14 protein-coding genes are annotated in these 17,305 nt (G+C 56.0%); 3 read left to right on the top strand and 11 right to left on the bottom strand.

All coding sequences use genetic code 11. The annotated features are described in order from the left end of the window. Window positions 1-28 precede the first annotated feature (28 nt). On the top strand, window positions 29-1,012 hold the full coding sequence (locus tag FrondiHNR_RS04955) for a nucleoside hydrolase (protein WP_279354140.1): 984 nt from the start codon (window positions 29-31) through the stop codon (window positions 1,010-1,012). Here the strand turns inward: FrondiHNR_RS04955 and FrondiHNR_RS04950 are convergent. The 5 genes from FrondiHNR_RS04950 to phoA all read right to left on the bottom strand — a co-directional run bounded on the left by FrondiHNR_RS04950 (window position 1,002) and on the right by phoA (window position 7,617). Continuing rightward, the gene (locus FrondiHNR_RS04950) at window positions 1,002-1,934 is read right to left on the bottom strand and encodes a peptidoglycan bridge formation glycyltransferase FemA/FemB family protein (RefSeq protein WP_279354139.1); all 933 of its coding nucleotides are present in this window, start codon (window positions 1,932-1,934) and stop codon (window positions 1,002-1,004) included. The two genes, FrondiHNR_RS04955 and FrondiHNR_RS04950, sit on opposite strands and share 11 nt — an antisense overlap. Before the next feature lie 63 nt (window positions 1,935-1,997). Continuing rightward, on the bottom strand, window positions 1,998-3,623 hold the full coding sequence (locus FrondiHNR_RS04945) for a ribonuclease J (RefSeq protein ID WP_279354470.1): 1,626 nt from the start codon (window positions 3,621-3,623) through the stop codon (window positions 1,998-2,000). 83 nt (window positions 3,624-3,706) lie between these two features. Beyond that, entirely contained in the window at window positions 3,707-4,684 is a 978-nt protein-coding gene (gene dapA / locus FrondiHNR_RS04940; RefSeq protein WP_279354138.1) for a 4-hydroxy-tetrahydrodipicolinate synthase, read from the bottom strand. Window positions 4,685-4,910: 226 nt separating this feature from the next. After that, complete coding sequence (locus FrondiHNR_RS04935) at window positions 4,911-5,669, bottom strand: SDR family oxidoreductase (RefSeq protein WP_279354137.1); 759 nt, start codon at window positions 5,667-5,669, stop codon at window positions 4,911-4,913. 49 nt (window positions 5,670-5,718) lie between these two features. Further along, window positions 5,719-7,617, bottom strand: coding sequence for an alkaline phosphatase (gene phoA / locus FrondiHNR_RS04930; RefSeq protein ID WP_279354136.1), 1,899 nt, complete (start codon window positions 7,615-7,617; stop codon window positions 5,719-5,721). A gap of 182 nt (window positions 7,618-7,799) precedes the next feature. On the opposite strand from phoA, the gene FrondiHNR_RS04925 reads away from it, so the two are divergent. Continuing rightward, complete coding sequence (locus FrondiHNR_RS04925; protein WP_279354135.1) at window positions 7,800-8,741, top strand: TIGR01777 family oxidoreductase; 942 nt, start codon at window positions 7,800-7,802, stop codon at window positions 8,739-8,741. Window positions 8,742-8,781: 40 nt separating this feature from the next. Here FrondiHNR_RS04925 and FrondiHNR_RS04920 read toward each other — a convergent pair whose 3' ends face one another. The 5 genes from FrondiHNR_RS04920 to FrondiHNR_RS04900 are packed head-to-tail and all read right to left on the bottom strand — an operon-like array spanning window position 8,782 to window position 13,289. After that, a complete protein-coding gene (locus FrondiHNR_RS04920) occupies window positions 8,782-9,312 on the bottom strand; it encodes a tetratricopeptide repeat protein (RefSeq protein WP_279354134.1) in 531 nt (176 codons plus the stop codon). A gap of 5 nt (window positions 9,313-9,317) precedes the next feature. Next, the gene (gene dapB, locus FrondiHNR_RS04915) at window positions 9,318-10,106 is read right to left on the bottom strand and encodes a 4-hydroxy-tetrahydrodipicolinate reductase (RefSeq protein WP_279354133.1); all 789 of its coding nucleotides are present in this window, start codon (window positions 10,104-10,106) and stop codon (window positions 9,318-9,320) included. 21 nt (window positions 10,107-10,127) lie between these two features. Further along, on the bottom strand, window positions 10,128-10,727 hold the full coding sequence (locus FrondiHNR_RS04910) for a histidine phosphatase family protein (protein ID WP_279354132.1): 600 nt from the start codon (window positions 10,725-10,727) through the stop codon (window positions 10,128-10,130). Further along, window positions 10,724-12,118 carry a pitrilysin family protein gene (locus FrondiHNR_RS04905; protein WP_279354131.1) on the bottom strand — a complete coding sequence of 465 codons (1,395 nt, stop codon included), beginning with the start codon at window positions 12,116-12,118 and terminating at the stop codon, window positions 10,724-10,726. The genes FrondiHNR_RS04910 and FrondiHNR_RS04905 overlap by 4 nt, the downstream gene beginning before the upstream one ends. Before the next feature lie 10 nt (window positions 12,119-12,128). Continuing rightward, complete coding sequence (locus FrondiHNR_RS04900) at window positions 12,129-13,289, bottom strand: aldo/keto reductase (RefSeq protein ID WP_279354130.1); 1,161 nt, start codon at window positions 13,287-13,289, stop codon at window positions 12,129-12,131. 184 nt (window positions 13,290-13,473) lie between these two features. Between FrondiHNR_RS04900 and FrondiHNR_RS04895 the strand changes: the two genes are divergently transcribed. Further along, entirely contained in the window at window positions 13,474-14,889 is a 1,416-nt protein-coding gene (locus tag FrondiHNR_RS04895) for a pyridoxal-dependent decarboxylase (protein WP_279354129.1), read from the top strand. A gap of 83 nt (window positions 14,890-14,972) precedes the next feature. On the opposite strand, the gene FrondiHNR_RS04890 is transcribed toward FrondiHNR_RS04895, so the two are convergent. Next, entirely contained in the window at window positions 14,973-17,231 is a 2,259-nt protein-coding gene (locus FrondiHNR_RS04890; protein WP_279354128.1) for a polyribonucleotide nucleotidyltransferase, read from the bottom strand. Window positions 17,232-17,305: the final 74 nt, after the last annotated feature.

Here is a 17,305-nt window from a genome sequence, read left to right as displayed (position 1 = left end):
ATAAATCAACGACGAAAGAGTGACAAAGATGAAACTTCCCCTTATCTTCGACTGTGATACCGGTATTGATGATGCCCTCGCTCTGATGTATGGGGCACATCACGGCGCAAACTTCGTGGCGTGCACGGTTACCCACGGGAACGTGCCCGTTGAGGTCGGCAGCCGGAACACCGTCACCGTATTAGACTTCCTTGGCAAACAAGAGGTCCCCGTCTTCTCTGGAGCTGCCCGACCCCTCGCGCAACCACTACGCACAGCCGAAGCGGTCCACGGTGAGGACGGCCTTGGAGACGCCAAAATCACACCCTCTGCACGTGCGCTCTCGGGGGATCAGGCCGCCGCAGTTATCGTCCGTCTTGCACGTGAAAATCCGGGAAAACTTAGCCTAGTTGCGGTAGGGCCACTCACCAACATAGCAATCGCTCTGCTCCTCGAACCCCAGCTACCAGCGCTCATCAAAAACGTTGTCATCATGGGAGGGGCCGTGGGTGTGCCAGGTAACGCCTCAGCGGTGGCAGAGGCAAACATTTGGCACGACCCTGAGGCCGCTCAGGTGGTTATCGATGCTGCCTGGGACGTATTATTCGTGGGACTGGAAATAACCCTACAAACCGCGCTCACCGCCCAAGCGGTCAGACAGATTGAAAAAAGCACCGATCCTCGAGCTCAATTTGCAGCGAACATCATGGATTTCTACCTCGAGTCGTACGAAAAGTCTTTTGGGTACAGAACCTGCGTATTACATGACCCTCTTGCTCTGGCCCTAGCGTTGGAGCCGCAGCTCGCGGAATACCGCCTGGTGCAGGCCAAGGTTGAACTCCGCGGATCAATCTCACGGGGTCAAATTGTGAGTGATCAGCGCATGTTCCTTCCGACCCCGACCAACCCGAAAGCTCCCGGCGTTATCCGAATAGTGCAGAACGTTGACATCGCAGGATTCCACACGCGCTTCTTATCCGCCCTAGGGGTCCCCGAGGAACAAGAAAACGCTCAAGCCCCCACTAGTCCATAATGCGACGCAGGAGACGATACAGCGTGTATCCCCCAACCTTTACAGGCAACTCCCACGTACCCGTAAAGTGGTAGTCATATCCTCCGAAGGATCGCTTAAATTTGCTAAATCCAGCCCAGGCGTGATCCGGCTGATCGGCGGGAGACACACCATAGAAGTCAAACTCAGCTTTCCCGCTCTCACGAGCATCCAGCATCATCTGAGTAACTAAAACGTTGCCGGGATGCAAACGGCGGTGCTCATAGCTCGCTCCCGCGTGCGCGTAGTATCGACGGTTATCGTCATCATATACAAGCGAAGCCGCAATAGGGCTACCCTCAAAATCAACAAAATACAGACGGGCATTGCCCCGAGGCAGAAGTATTTCAACCTGGCGACGGAAATAACTATCCGGATGCTGGCGAATATCAGCCTGCTCCGCCACTCCCTTCACCAGTTGAAGAAAGTCCTCAACGTCCTCGGGGCTATCGCTTGATCGAATCGACAGGCCTTTTTTGCTGTAGTTACGGTACAGGTTACGACCGGTTTTTGAGAGTCCGCTAAGAACCTGTTCCTCGGACTGTGTCAGATCAACACGCCAGGTCTGCTCAGGCTGCACATAATTGGTTCGACGCAGGCCCGCACTCTCAAAAGCGTTTACCACGCTGGATAATTCTGTGTCACCGGGGGTAATCACCAGGGGCTCAACCCGCACAAAAACAGCCCCAAGCTTTTTTGCAGCGCTCACAAGCGAGCTAAGAGCGGCAGGTAGGTAATCGAGAGAATTCACTACCGGACCGTAGGGGGTATAGAGACGCGAGTTAATGCGTCCCTTCTCAAGGATTGCTAAATAGCGCCATCCCTCACCCGAATCTTCTACAACCGTTCGCCCCAAAGCCTTTTGGAACTCACCCCACGCGGGGGTTTGCAAAAAATGCGACACGTTTTTCCTTTATCACCTAAGAATTCCTAGCGCAAACGCTGACGCTCTACAGCGCCTTGACATCTACGCCTCGATAACAACCGGAACTATCATCGCCCGACGACGCAGTTTCTGGGCCACCCAGCGACCGATCGTGCGACGCACAACCTGCTGTAGCGCATGCTGATCACGCACGCCGTTTTGCGCGGCCTCAGACAGGGCTGCAACAATCTTGGGTTTTACATCTTCAAAGACGCTATCTCCCTCAGCCACGCCCTTTGCATGGATTTCTGGCCCCACAACAACGCGTCCCGTGGCAAACTCCACCACCACAATAACCGAAATGAAACCCTCCTCACCCAACACACGACGATCCTTCAGGTCAGCCTCAGTGATCTGTCCGACACTCGAGCCATCTACATATACAAACCCCAGGTCGTACTGTCCAACAATGGTAGCGTCACCGTCTTTCAGGTCAATGACGGTGCCGTCCTCGGCGAGCAATACGTTTTCCTCTGGAATCCCGGTCTGAATCGCAAGTTTCGCGTTTGCATCCAGGTGTCGAAACTCACCGTGGATTGGAAGCACATTGCGCGGCTTCAAAATGTTATAGCAGTAGAGCAATTCGCCCGCAGCAGCATGCCCAGAAACGTGAACCTTCGCGTTACCCTTGTGTACCACATTTGCACCGTTTTTAATAAGACGGTCGATAATTCGGTATACAGCATTTTCGTTACCGGGAATAAGGCTCGACGCAAGAATGACGGTATCACCCTCACCAATCTCAACCTTGTGTTCCCGGTTAGCCATACGGCTGAGAACCGCCATGGGTTCTCCCTGCGAACCGGTTCCCATATAGACAATCTTGTCGTCGGGAGTGCCCTCAGTCTTGCGGTGATCAAGCAGTATTCCCGGTTCCACCCGAAGATAGCCAAGTTCCGCAGCAATATTCATATTACGAACCATTGAGCGTCCCAACAGCACCACCCGACGACCGTGATTATGCGCAGCATCAAGCACCTGCTGCACCCGATGAATATGACTGGAGAAGCTCGCCACAACAACTTTGCCCGGCGCCTTAGCGATCACCTCATCAAGCACGGGACCGATATCGCGTTCAAGCGGTGTAAATCCGGGCACCTCAGCGTTGGTCGAATCGACCATAAAGAGGTCAATACCCTCTTCTCCCAGACGCGCAAAAGCCCGCAGATCGGTGAGCCGCCCATCAAGCGGGAGCTGATCCATCTTAAAATCGCCGGTGGCAAGAACCGACCCCGCCTCTGTTTTTATGGCAACGGCTAGGGCATCAGGAATCGAGTGGTTAACCGCGACAAACTCCAACTCAAACGGCCCAACCTGCTCAACATCGCCCTCTCGTACGGTGAGCGTATACGGTGTGATGCGGTGCTCCTTGAGCTTAGCCTCCACCAGAGCAAGCGTGAGCTGAGAGCCGATGAGAGGGATATCCTCGCGCAGTCGCAGCAGGTAGGGAACAGCCCCAATGTGATCTTCGTGCCCGTGTGTGAGCACAACAGCAACCACGTCATCCAGTCGGTCACGGATAATCGAAAAATCTGGCAGGATTAGGTCAACTCCAGGCTGGTTTGCCTCGGGAAATAAAACACCACAGTCGACGATGAGTAATTTGCCGTTTATTTCAAAAACGGTCATGTTCCTACCCACCTCGCCGAGGCCACCAACGGGGATAATCCGCAGGGTGCCGTCGCGAAGGGGCGCGGGAGCGTAGTGTGGTGCTGGTTCTGAGACGTTGCTATGCACACGTCCTCCTGTTTCTAGCGGGTTGTTCCCGCAATCTTTGGTAGGGCTCCACCTGCGGCCGCGTTGCGATCCGGGCGGAAATTACTAAGGTCAAGACCCGGCAGGTCCCCCACAAGAGCGAGATCATCTTCAATCTGTGATGCCTCCCACTCCTCGGGACCAACGAGTGGAAGCCGCACACGCGGGCTGTTGATGCGACCAAGTCCGTGAAGAACGTATTTGGCCGCAATCGTTCCTGGCACATGGGTCATAATCGCTCGAACCAGAGGCTCCAGCTTTTTGTGTACAGCGGTTGCTGAAGCCAGGTCTCCAACGTTAACCGCATCTACTATCTGACGATACGGCGCTGCAGCAATATTTGCGGTAACCCCGATAAGTCCGCTCGCGCCGATAGCGAGGTGCGGAAGAACATTAGCATCATCACCAGAGAAATAAAGCAGATCAGTCTGGTTCAGGACACGACTAGCCTGACTAAAATCTCCCTTGGCATCTTTAATCGCAACCACGTTGGGATGCTTTGCCAGGCGGAGGATAGTCTCGTAGGCGATGGGTACACCCGTGCGTCCGGGAATATCGTAAAGGATAACGGGGAGGTCTGTGGAGTCCGAAATCATACGGAAGTGCGTCAGGATTCCGGCCTGCGTAGGCTTGTTGTAGTACGGGGTGACAATCATGATCCCGTCAGCCCCAGCTTTCTCGCTGGCTTTGTAAAGCTCAATCGCATGGGCGGTCTCGTTGGAGCCCCCACCCGTTATAACCTTGGCACGATTACCGGCAACACTCTTTGCCACCTCAACAAGCCTCAGCTTTTCAGCATCGGTGAGGGTTGAGGTCTCACCGGTTGTGCCGGTGACTACAATACCGTCGGCGCCCGCACTGGTTACCGCATCAACGTGCCGCTCCACAGCGGGCCAATCAACTTCACCATCGTTAGTGAACGGGGTGATCAGAGCCACCATCACCTGTCCGAATGGGTTTTCTACGTGTGCCATGCTCTCTAGGGTATCGCTTTCGGGGGAAGGATCGCTCGCAACAATGCTATCGGAAGTGCCGTACCCGCGTGCCAAATCGCACGCCGTGGGTAAAACCTTTTACGCTCGCACACTACCTGTTGCGTTCCATGTAACGGTCAAAACAATAATCTTACCCATATTCTCTGCTATGCGTTCGGTGAACCCTGTGCCCAGGAGTCCTGGCGTGTCCGCTGCAACCCTGCACTCAGGAGTCCTTGCGTGTCCGTTGCACGGCAACCCTCGCGGGCAAAACACGGGTGAGAGCCACGGCAATCTTGTAGCGTGCGGAGGGAACCGAAACTGCCCTGCCTCGATAGTTGTCTCTCAGACCTTCCCACACGACCTGCTCGGGACTCAGCCACATCCACTCAGGAATTTGTTCCGTACTCACCCGCATTCGGTCATGGAACTCCGTGCGAACAAACCCGGGGCACAGCGCGGTTATCTTTACCCCTCGTGCTCGATAAAAGATGTTTGCCCACCTGCTAAAGCTAATAACCCACGCTTTAGAAGCACCGTACGTTCCACTCGGAATAAAACCGGCTACCGAGGCCACACTAATAATTCGGCCCTTACCTCGCTCAAGCATCCCCGGGAGTACCGCGTGGGTGAGTCGCATGGGCACCCGGAGCAGAATATCTAGGTGACTCTGTTCTTCTTCCAGATCGTTTTGTTCAAAGGGTTTTTTCAACCCAAAGCCCGCGTTGTTCACCAGAAGCTCAATCGGGCGGGCTCGGTCACGCAAACGATTCTCAACCGTTTTGAGCTGTTCCTGCTGGGTGAGATCCGCAGTGATAACCTCAACGTTAATCTGAAACCTCTGTTGCAGGTCATCCGCGATGTGTTCCAAGCGTTCAGCGTTCCGAGCAACAAGCACCAGATTCCAGCCTCGTCTAGCCAATTGCCGCGCAAACTCGGCACCGATACCCGCGGTTGCTCCCGTGATGAGTGCAGTGTCAGTCATGTTCCCAGCTTATCGACAACATCGCACCCATCACAGGATGCCTGGGTGATTACGAACGCCACCGAGCGCGCAGGATCACACCTCCACCAAGAGCCAGGATGGCAAGGGTTAGCGCGAGGACGAGGGGAAGCGCCGCGCTGCCGGTTGTGGCCAGGGACACACCAAATTTCCAAACAAAATCACCAACCCCAGTAGAGTTACTAGGAGAAGAGGGAGACGCTGCTACCCCAGGTGATGATGCCCCATCCGCAGTAACAACAAAACGCGCGGTGATCGCTTTCCCGCTCTGACTACCCGTCACGGTTATGGTGTGCTCGCCCAGATCTTCGGGAGCCTCAAGCGAAAGCGTGGCAGCACCCCGCAGCACATCTGTTTTGGGGATGGGAACCTCACTATTCGAAGCGATCACTCCCGTGATCTGCCGGTCACCGCGCAGACCGCGGAATGTCAGGTCTATTTTTTCTCCGGGTGCAAAAGTTTCTTTAGTCAGTTCCGCTTCTCCATCCGCACTCAGGTCGGCGGTATTACGCGATAGCTGAAGGGCAGAGGAAATCGTAAAGAAATTATCCGTCTGATCGATAAGCCCCACGACGTTCGCCGCACCCGGCCCATAACCCGCAACCCGTAGCTGTGTACCGGTGTGCTGCTGTGACTCCCCGGACCCGGCGGTACCGTAGGAGATCTTCATGACCGAACCCTCAAGGGTGGTCACGGCGGTACTCAGACTCTTGGGCGGAGTGCTGTCGACAATCTGGCTGGTGTGAGCGTGGTCGGCCGTCACAATAACCATTGTGTTACCGTCTTTCTCAGCAAAGTCGAGTGCCGCCCGCACCGCTTCGTCAAGGTCGATGGTCTCACCGATCTGACCGCAGGCGTCTGCCTGGTGATCTCGCTTGTCGATGCTGGCACCCTCCACCTGCAGGAAGAATCCTTTACCCGAGCCGTCCTGTACATCCAAAAGTGATAGTGCCTTGTTGGTCAGGCTGGCCAGGGAAAGATCCGGGGAGAGACGTTCCCTGTTAGGCTCGCAGCTCACACTGTGATCGGCACCTCCCACGGTTGCCGTAGTCGGGGCAAAGCGTGTCGGAAAATTCCCGTCGGTAAAGATTCCCAGCAGCGGTTTTTCCTGGTTTGCCTCGGTGATCTGTGAGAGACCAGACGCATCTCGCGCGACCTGGTAGCCGCGGTCCTCTGCCTGCTCAAAGAGTGTCTGATCTTTCCACGGCCCCGCTTTAGCCCGCTGCGCAAAAGAAGCCGCTCCACCCCCGAGCGTGAGATCGGGTCGGGTATCGAGAGTCTGTTCGCTGATCGAGCCCAATCCGCCCTGCTCAAGTGCGTCGGAGCCACAGCTCCGGCTATCCGGGCCAAAACATTTTCTCGAGCCGACGTGTGCCACCTGTACGGCAGGGGTGGCGTCCTGAACCTCGGCGGTTGTCACATTTCCGGTACGCAGTCCGTTTGCTCGCGCCAGCTCGATTAGGGTCTGCTGCGGCACACCGTTAATGTCAACGGAGATTGCCCCGTCATAGGTTTTTGTACCGGTTGCCCAGGCACTTCCCGTAGCCGCAGAGTCGGGAACGTAATCAGGCTTTCCCCGAAGCGGTCCATCTTTGTGCAGGGAGTAGGTGGTGTACTGACCGGTGAGGGGAAGAGCATCAATCCCGGGAAGTTTTCCAGCCGCCCCATAGGCGTAGTTCCTGGCGATGGTGATTTCACTATCGCCCATTCCGTCGCCAATCAGCAGGATCACGTTTTTAGCCGGGCCATCTTTGATTGCGGAGCGCACAAACGCTGTATTATCACCGTCGTTTCGACGCGCGCCACCGTTTTCGTGTGTATCGGCAAATGCGGCTCCGCTACCCCAACTTCCTACGAGAACCGCCAACACGATACTCCCAACCAGAACATGACGCACACGGGGAGTGCGTCGAGCTGAAAATAGATTCATTTAATTTTTTGCTCCTGATTTTTAGATCCGACCCTGTGTCGGAATCGCTCCTCAGATAATCAGCAGCAAACAAACAATCGGTTACGAAATCTCACACGGCACATTTTCTTCCCCTGAATTATTCTCCAAACGACCGCACCAGCCTCTTGGGAACCCTACACATTAGCGCGTATTCTTAGCATATGGTTGATGCTCACAACGACGCTGCCCAAAACGACGGCGTAAAACCCAAAACAATTCTTATCGCCGGAGCCTCGGGGCTCATCGGCAACGAACTCACTCAACGGGCTACCGCCGAGGGGTATCACGTGCGCCACCTGGTGCGACGCGATCCCGCGCACCCGCACGAGTATCACTGGGACCCATCATCAGGCCTCATCGATGATCGCGCCCTTCACGATGCGGATGTCCTGGTCAATCTCTCGGGAGCATCCCTGAGTAAACTCCCCTGGGGTGCGAACTATAAAAAGAAAATCTATTACTCCAGAATCGATTCCACCAACACCCTGGTGCAGGCCCTGCGTCGCTCGGATGCCCCTCCCCGGGTCTTTCTCAGCGCCTCGGCGGTTGGCTACTATGGGAATCGACCGCACGAAGAACTCACCGATTCCTCCGCTCACGGAACCGGCTTCTTAGCCGACGTGTGCGTTGACTGGGAAGCCGCGGCATACGCTGCCCCCTCCCACGTTCGAGTGATCACCCTACGCACGGGTGTTGTGCTGTCTCGCACGGGTGGCGTTCTCCCCCTACTCAGACGTATTGCTCTGCTGGGTGGTGCCGGACCGCTGGGTTCGGGTGCACAGTACTGGCCCTGGATCAGCCTGCGAGACCATGTTGCCGCCCAACTGCACCTCGTGACTTCGGAACTTTCTGGACCGGTTGATCTGGTGGGTACGGAACAAACTCAAGCCTCAGAACTCATGCGGGCCGTGGCTCACGCGGTAAAGCGCCCCTATTGGCTTCCCGCGCCGCGATTTGCGCTCGTTGCACTGCTGGGTGATGCTGCCCGCGAGTTACTTCTCTCCGATCAGCGTGTGCGGCCCCAGCGCCTCCTCGATTCGGGCTACACCTTCCAGGATCCCAAGCTTGCACCGCTGCTCACAGAACTTTTTAAGCGCCGGTGATGTCGAGGGTTTCGCCTCTTTTATCAAACAATCGGAGGGTCTAAGGGGTGTACCCCCTCTCTACCTCCAAAAAGGGTGTGATAGGAAAGCGTGATCGCAACTCGATGGCTCGGCGAATAGTCTGTCGGGCCCGCCGCCTATCACCACACGCATCGTAGATCAGTCCTAGACGGAACCAGACCGACCAGTCTTGTGGGTTGCACTCAGCCGCTTCCTGATACAGCGGAAAAGCCTTTTTTGCGGCGGCACGATCAACACGTCCGCTGGGCAGGGTGGGCAACGTTTGCCGGGGAAGACCCACCCGTTCATCCCCGGTCTCGTCCGGGTGGGTGGTTTCGCGCTCCTCACGTTCCGTGAGCTCACGGTAGAGACGGTTCGACTGCACACCAAAGGAGAGCTCCCGCCAGATCGCCCACACCATGATGAGCGGCATGAAGAGGAGGGCAACCCCGAGAGCCACCCCCACAGGAATCCCCGAGAGAAGAAGGAGCACAGCTTTCTGCCCCAAAAGAAGCGTATACAGGCCAAGCAGGGCGGTCATCAGAATCACCCCACCGAGCGTACGGTTCATAGCCGTCATCGCTCGGTCTCGGAGGACTCGTGACCGCCACGAGCACCGGACATGCCCGTTAAAACATCAAGGTTCAACACGCTGTCTAACCCCACCGTGAGCCCTCGCGCATCTCGTGCGGCCTGAATCGAAACCCTCATACCCGATTCGTAGGCACTGGGTGAGAGGGTGTCGTGGGTAATGGTGAGGACTTCCCCCACGCCGCCAAAGATCACTTCTTGTTTTGCCAGCACACCGGATAGCCGCAGGCTGTGCACGGGGATGCTCGCGACCTGTTCACCGCGGGCGGCCTGATCCACATGGGGCGCTCTGACGGGTCCCTGTGTTTTTCGCGCTGCCGTAATCATCTCTGCCGTGCGCACTGCGGTTCCCGAGGGAGAGTCAATTTTGGCCGCGTGATGCGCCTCAATAATCTCAATGGAGTCAAAGAACTGCCCAGCGATGGTCGAAAGGGCAGAGCCAAGCACAGAACCGATCGAAAAATTAGGGATGAGGATAATTCCGGCGTCCTTATGCTCGGACAGTAACGTGCGCAGGGTAGCGATCTTCTCGCTGGACCAACCGCTTGTGCCCACCAAAACTTTGATCCCGTTACGCACGGCATACTCCACAATTTCGGGGGAGGCTGCGGGCGAGGTCACATCAATAATCAGATCGGCATCACGCATATCGCTCAGGGCACTCTGTGACCCAAGCTTGGCACACACCTCAAACTCTGGAAGTTCTGCCACGATGGCTTGGGCCAACTGCCCCATCCGTCCGGAAGCACCGGCAATAGCAACGCGTGTAATCATATCCCTAGGTTACCTGCCCTTCTAATCAACCGCATTGTCGGGGAGTCCGGTCCGCAGACTGGCGGGGAGGTGCGAAATATCGTTGTATACAAGAAGCGACCAGGGCCGACCGGGGCGCTGTTGAATAATAGTGAGACCACAGTTGTATTGGTTGAGTCCAAGCCAGCGCCACTCAGGGGCGTCAAGCACCTCTCGCACAAACCAGCCGATCACAAAGTTATGGGTCACAATGAGCTCACGATGTTCCGTTTTATGACTTAGAAACTCAGCTGTAGCGTCCCCCATCTGGGCACGACCCGCAACTGTCTCATCCTCGGTGTACGAGTTAAAATACGAGTGGTAGACCTCAGGAGTGCCCTCGACCCATCCCGTTGGAACACAGTCAAGCAACAGGCTTGAGGGCTCGGATTTAAGCGGCGGCAGCATATCTGTCATAACGCGGGCGGTCTCTTCCGCACGCTTGAGCGGCGAGTGCCAGGCCTTATCAAATGTTATGCCCCGCAGGCGTCGGGCGATCGCCTCCGCCTGCAGTTCACCCCGGGCAGACAGCGAACCGTCGGGTATTCCATGCTCAGCGTCCACTTGTTCCCCGTGACGCACCAGGTATAGAGTGTGGGTCATCGCCGTTCCTCCAGAGCCTTCTGAATTTTTTGTCCGGCCTGTGCCGATCCCAGATCTCCCACAACAACCGTGGATAGTGGGCGTGATACCAGTTCCTGAGCAAGCTCAGTGACATCGTCCGGAGTAACCGCAGCGAGCTGGCGAAGAGTTTCGTCAAGGTCGTAAAAAGTTCCCGTTCCGATATCCGTTCGGGCCAGACGTCCCATACGAACGTCCGAGTCTTCCAAAGCAAGAGCCGAGGATCCTGATAGTTGTCCAAGGGCCCGTGATAGCTCAGAGGAAGTGATACCGTCATGGGCTACACGCAGAAACTCATCGTAAAGCAGCTCTGTAACTTGCCCAGCTTTGTCGGGCGTACATCCCGCGTAGAGACCAAAAAGTCCCGTGTCGGAGTAGGCCGAAGAAAACGAGTAGGTTGAGTATGCCAAGCCTCGCTTCTCACGAATCTCTTGAAAGAGGCGGCTCGACATCCCCCCGCCCAGAACGGTGTTAAGAACGCTAAGCGCAAATCTACGAGGATCGCTGGAGATCAACCCGGGAACACCCATCATGACGTTAATCTGTCCGCCCGGACGCTCAATCTCGGTCAGCTCTTCGCCTCGAACAATGGGGGTCGTCAGAGAAGGGCGGCGGGCATGCGGAGCAGACTCCGCAGTTATCGACCACTCCGGACGCTTGTGGGCGGCCGTATCGAGAGAGGCCACAACCTCCCTCACAAGAGCATCATGATTGACCGCACCCGCAGCCGAAACCACCAGTGTTGACGACGCATAATGCTCGCGATAGTGCTGCCAAACCCCCTCCCGAGTCGCACCCGCGATGGTCTCACGGTCTCCCCCGATTGGTCGTCCTAGGGGGTGATCTCCCAGCACAGCGCTGTAGAGACGCTCCGCCGCGACGTTTGCAGGATCGTCATCGGACATGGCAAGCTCTTCGAGAATAACTTCACGTTCCGTATCAAACTCAGCCTCATCAATAATTGAACCTGTCAACATGTCTGCAATAACTGTTGTTGCCATAGAAAGATCCTCGTCCCGAACCTTGGCATAGTAACAGGTGTATTCCTTGGCGGTCATTGCGTTATGCTCACCACCCACCGCATCAAAACTCACAGCGATATCCAGGGCACTCCGCTGATACGTACCCTTAAAAAGCAGATGCTCAAGAAAATGGGTTGACCCCAGGCTGCCAGCAGCTCCATGGTTGGTAAACTGCTCATCACGCGAACCAACCGCTACCCAGTAACCCAGCGTTGCGCTCCGAGAGCCGGGCATGTGCTCGGTAAGAACACGAACCCCGCTTGGTAAAATAGTGCGACGAATCTCGGTCTCGCCATCAAACGAAACGCTCATTTCGGGCAGGTCTAATGGAAATTCAACAGCTCCGGTCATTGAATCAAGCCTAGTGCAGCTTGACTTCATTCGCCGACACCCGATCCAAATCATTCTTTTCGTCAGATGTGAGCCCCAGGTCCGCGCTTGCAATCATGGCGTCCACATGAGCCAGGGTATCCGCGCTCACAACGGGTGCCACGATATTGGGCTTTGCCAGAAGCCAGGAAAGCGCAATGCTTGCCGGTCCGACCCCGTGCCGCGCGGCAATTTTCTCCGCGACAGACAAAACCCGGAATCCGTGGCGGTTAATGTGCTGTCCCGCGCGCATACGACGCGCATTACCCACACCGTCAGACCGAGTGCGATACTCACCGCCAAGAAAACCGTGAGCCAGGGGAAAGTGAGGTATAACACCGAGCTGCTGGCTGCCCGCCGCCAGGGCAGCATCCGTTTCAAATTTTTTGCGGTGCAATAGGTTGTAGTGCTCCTGGATAGCCTCAAACCGCGGGAGACCGTTTGCCGCGAGGATGCGAGCCTCCATCAGGCGCGGTCCCGAATAGTTAGAGGCGCCCAAATAACGTACCTTACCGCTCTCAATCAGCTCGTGCGCCGCAGCCAGGCTATCTTCCAGCGGAACAAAAGGGTCATCAAAGTGAAAGTAGAGCAGATCAATATGGTCGGTTTGCAAACGTTCCAGCGAAGCCTCCACGGCTCGCAGGATACCTTGACGCTTCAGGCCGGGATTGTCTACACTCTGCCCCACCTTGGTCGCCAACACCACACGATCGCGAGTGCCGCGGGTACGAAGCCAGTTGCCAATCATCATCTCGCTCTGACCGGCAGCGTAGTTATCTGCGGTATCAATAAAATTCCCACCGAGCAGAAAAAAGCGGTCAAGAATACCCATGCTCATTTGACGATCTACCGTCCAACCGAACACACTTGTTCCCAGGGCAACCGGATAGACCCGAAGATCGCTCTGTCCGATTGGGCGACGGATTCCTGCACGGGCGGTTGTGATGGGTTCCGTGTGAGTTGTCTCTCGCGAGGCCGGTGCACGGTGAAGCTCATCAGGACGGTTCTGCTGCAATTGCAGTGCGGGCGTCTCGAGAGGCTCACTATCCGAGTCGAGCTGATCTCCGGAAGATTTTTTCCGCACCAACTCTGAGAACAGGTTGTTCATGCGGCGCACTACGGTCGGCTCTGAGTCCTGCGCAAACCGCTTCATAATTTCTCCTAGAAATTCTAGTTATTGCCCTGCTCGAAGGATACGCCAGACCGGGGCCCCTTTTGCCCATCTATACCAAAGAGTTATCAATTTACCGGTTCGATAAATAAAATTTAGTGAAATGGCTCAGACAACCATTCGTCGATCTGTACAGGGCGAAGTCTGGTGTGTAAAGCTTATATTTATGACTCAAAACGGTGATGAAGGCCTCCCCGACACGTCCGCAACCTCGATGCACCGGCAGAGTCCAGAAAGTCGAGCACTGCTCGAGCGTGTTTTGAGCTATTCTCGTGATCGCATGGCACACAACCAGCCGCTTGATGCGCCCCTCTCACCGGAAGAACTGGCCACGCGGATCCCACAAACCATCACCCCGGATGGACTCGGCGGCGATAAAGCTTTGAGGATATTCGAAAACACCCTTGCACCATCATGCATCTCCAGCGATCACCCCGGATTCCTCTCTTTTATCCCCAATGCCGCCACTGAAGCCGCCACAATGTTCGATCTGGTCGTTTCTGCCAGCAGTATCTACGGTGGCTCCTGGATGGAGGGAGCGGGGGCGGTATACGCAGAAAACGAAGTGCTGCGTTGGCTCGCAAGCGAGGTGGGTCTCCCCCCGGGGGCGGGTGGCGTCTTTGCTCAGGGAGGGACCATTGGCAACCTCTCCGCGCTAGTTGCGGCACGCCATAGTGCCCAGGCTAAGCGCACGGCTTCGGGGCGTTCCCTTCCTTCCCGCTGGATGATTGCCTGCAGCAGTGAAGCCCACTCCTCACTGCGCACCGCGGCAACGGTCATGGACGTTGATCTGCTCCCCGTCCCCGTCGCAAACGACGGCCAGCTCACCCGCAAGTCTCTCGAATCAGCGCTTAACGCTCAGCCGGACGGCGGGGCAAACGTTTTTGCCGTTGTCGCAACAGCGGGCACCACAAACCTCGGCCTTATTGATGATCTTGAAGGCATCGGTGCCCTAGCCGAGGAGCGCGACCTCTGGTTCCACATTGACGGGGCATACGGGTTAGCAGGCATCCTTGTTCCCGAGCTCAAGCCACTCTTCCGAGGTGCGGAAAGAGCAGATTCTTTTATCGTTGACCCGCACAAGTGGCTCTTCACACCGTTTGATGCGTGTGCGCTGGTGTATCGTGATCCAAGCATCGCCTATCGGGCCCACAGTCAGCATGCTGAATACCTAGACACACTCGAGAACGACGCGCTTTGGAATCCCAGTGACTACTCTATTCAGCTCACCCGGCGCGCCCGCGGTTTGCCCCTGTGGTTTTCCCTCGCAACACACGGCACAAAAAAATATCGAGAGGCAATAGCCGCAACCGCGGAGACAGCACAAGCCGTTTCCCGGGTGATCCGTGAGACGCCCCACCTTGAACTGGTTGCGGAACCTACCCTCTCGGTTGTGGCCTTCACCCGAGTGGGGTGGAGCGCGGAGCAGTATAACCATTGGTCTCAGAAGCTTCTGACAAGCGGGGTAGGCTTTGTCACTCCTAGCTCGCACCGGGGCAAGCCTATCCTGCGCTTTGCAATAATCAACCCTCTCAGCACCCTGGATGTTTTGCGGCCAATCCTCGACACCCTTGCGGATTAGGATCTGTTCGTAAAGCAAAGGTGGACCCCTACCTTTACGGTAGGGATCCACCTTGTATCAGGCCTTATCGCCCAGAAGGCACTTTATTCTGAGGCTTCCCCGCTGTTGTCGGTGGATGCCTCAGACGCATCCTCCTCAAGAACCGGGGAAAGCGACAGCTTGCCACGATCATCAATCTTGGTGATCTCAACAAGCACCTTTTGTCCGATCGAGAGCACATCGTCAACGTTCTCTACCCGTTTTCCTCCGGCAAGCTTGCGCACCTCAGAGATGTGCAACAGGCCGTCTTTGCCCGGCAGTAGGGAAATAAACGCACCAAACGCGGCGTTCTTTACAACTGTTCCCAGGTACTGTTCCCCGATTTCAGGATTCTGCGGGTTAGCAATAGCATTCACCTGAATCCGTGCAGCCTCAGCCGAGGGGCCATCAACGGCACCGATGTATACGGTTCCATCGTCATCAATCGAGATGTCGGCTCCGGTTTCATCCTGGATCGAGTTAATTGTCTTACCCTTGGGCCCAATGAGCTCACCGATCTTATCGACGGGAATATTCACCGTAATCACCCGGGGGGCCGTGGGGGCCATCTCGTCGGGAGTATCGATCGCCTGGGTAAGAACGTTAAGGATGGTGGTCCGAGCCTCTTTTGCCTGGGTGAGAGCTCCCGCCAAAACCGAAGCCGGAATGCCGTCAAGCTTGGTATCCAGCTGGATAGCGGTGATAAATTCGCTTGTTCCCGCCACTTTAAAGTCCATATCACCGAGCGCGTCTTCCGCACCCAGGATATCTGTGAGGGCAGCGTAACGGGTCTCACCGTCTATCTCATCACTCACCAATCCCATGGCGATGCCGGCAACGGGTGCGCGGAGGGGCACACCGGCGTTCAGCAATGAGAGTGTGGATGCGCACACAGATCCCATCGAGGTGGAACCATTGGAGCTCAGCGCTTCAGAAACCTGACGGATAGCGTAGGGAAACTCTTCGCGCGATGGAAGCACGGGTGCAAGTGCGCGCTCCGCAAGGAATCCGTGTCCAATTTCGCGACGCTTAGGGCTACCCACACGACCGGTTTCACCCGTTGAATAGGGCGGAAAGTTGTAGTGGTGCAGGTAACGCTTGGCCTTCACGGGCGAGAGCGAATCGATCTGCTGCTCCATCTTGAGCATGTTGAGCGTGGTAACACCAAGAATTTGGGTCTCGCCACGCTGGAAGATAGCCGAACCGTGCACACGTGGAATCACCTGAACCTCGGCATCCAGGGCACGAATGTCGCGTAGGCCTCTACCATCAATACGTACGCCTTCGGCAAGGATACGCCCACGAACAACGTTTTTTGTTACAGATTTGTAGGCGGCAGAAAGCTGTTCGGCGGCGTCTTCAGGAAGCTCGCCATTTTCTATCTTGACACCGATTGCCGTAACGACGCGCTCTTTCAGCGCGTCGTCAGCACTTTGACGTTCTACCTTGTCTGCAATCTGATAGATATTAACCAGTTCGGCCTCGGCCAGCGCGGCCACAGCCCCATAGGTCTCATCTGAATATGCCGGAAAAACCGGGTAGTCTGCGACCTCTTTGGCTGCTTGAGTGGCAAGCTGTTCCTGAGCTTTGACAAGCTGCTTGAGGAAGGGCTTTGCCGCCTCAAGTCCCTGAGCAACGATTGCCTCATTGGGTTTTTGTGCACCTCCCTGGATAAGGTTCCAGCTATTTTCTGTTGCTTCTGCTTCCACCATCATGATGGCAACGTCCTCGCTACCATCGGGCGCAACAACAACACGTCCGGCAACCATGAGATCGAACACTGCTTCCTCAAGCTGTGCTGCCCGAGGGAAGGCCACCCACTGATCTCCGATAAGCGCCAATCGAACACCGGCAATCGGTCCCGAGAACGGCAGACCCGAGATCTGGGTAGAGGCCGAAGCCGCGTTAATGGCCAGGGCGTCATAGAACTCGCCCGGAGCAATACTCAAAACAGTGACGACAATCTGAACCTCATTGCGGAGGCCATCCACAAACGAAGGACGCAGGGGCCGGTCAATCAGACGACACACCAGGATAGCCTCTGTTGAGGGGCGTCCTTCACGACGGAAAAAGGATCCGGGGATCTTTCCGGCGGCGTACGAACGCTCCTCGACATCAACCGTCAGCGGGAAGAAATCGAAGTTTTCTTTGGGGCGTTTGCTCACGCTTGTTGCGGAGAGCAGCATGGTCTCTTCGTCTAGGTAAGCGGCTACCGCTCCCTGAGCCTGCTGCGCGAGACGACCGGCTTCAAAACGAATGGTACGGGTGCCGAATTTTCCGTTATCAAGAACGGTTTCAGCAAATTTAATCTCTGGACCTTCCAAGAGTTTTTCTCCTTGTTTTAAATTAGGTGAGGAGCACGCACTCAACGTTCAGCTTTAATCGCTGCTGATCAACA

The sequence above is a fragment of the Lysinibacter sp. HNR genome, assembly GCF_029760935.1.
Classification (GTDB): Bacteria; Actinomycetota; Actinomycetes; order Actinomycetales; family Microbacteriaceae; genus HNR.
The sequence above is the reverse complement of the archived record's forward strand: the minus strand, read 5'-3'. Positions and strand labels throughout refer to the sequence as shown.

Coding starts and splice junctions, on each gene's coding strand:
- FrondiHNR_RS04955 (WP_279354140.1), top strand. CDS start 29: ATGAAACTTCCCCTTATCTTCGACTGTGATACCGGTATTGATGATGCC.
- dapA (WP_279354138.1), bottom strand. CDS start 4,684: ATGGCACACGTAGAAAACCCATTCGGACAGGTGATGGTGGCTCTGATC.
- FrondiHNR_RS04935 (WP_279354137.1), bottom strand. CDS start 5,669: ATGACTGACACTGCACTCATCACGGGAGCAACCGCGGGTATCGGTGCC.
- phoA (WP_279354136.1), bottom strand. CDS start 7,617: ATGAATCTATTTTCAGCTCGACGCACTCCCCGTGTGCGTCATGTTCTG.
- FrondiHNR_RS04925 (WP_279354135.1), top strand. CDS start 7,800: ATGGTTGATGCTCACAACGACGCTGCCCAAAACGACGGCGTAAAACCC.
- FrondiHNR_RS04920 (WP_279354134.1), bottom strand. CDS start 9,312: ATGAACCGTACGCTCGGTGGGGTGATTCTGATGACCGCCCTGCTTGGC.
- dapB (WP_279354133.1), bottom strand. CDS start 10,106: ATGATTACACGCGTTGCTATTGCCGGTGCTTCCGGACGGATGGGGCAG.
- FrondiHNR_RS04910 (WP_279354132.1), bottom strand. CDS start 10,727: ATGACCCACACTCTATACCTGGTGCGTCACGGGGAACAAGTGGACGCT.
- FrondiHNR_RS04905 (WP_279354131.1), bottom strand. CDS start 12,118: ATGACCGGAGCTGTTGAATTTCCATTAGACCTGCCCGAAATGAGCGTT.
- FrondiHNR_RS04900 (WP_279354130.1), bottom strand. CDS start 13,289: ATGAAGCGGTTTGCGCAGGACTCAGAGCCGACCGTAGTGCGCCGCATG.
- FrondiHNR_RS04895 (WP_279354129.1), top strand. CDS start 13,474: ATGACTCAAAACGGTGATGAAGGCCTCCCCGACACGTCCGCAACCTCG.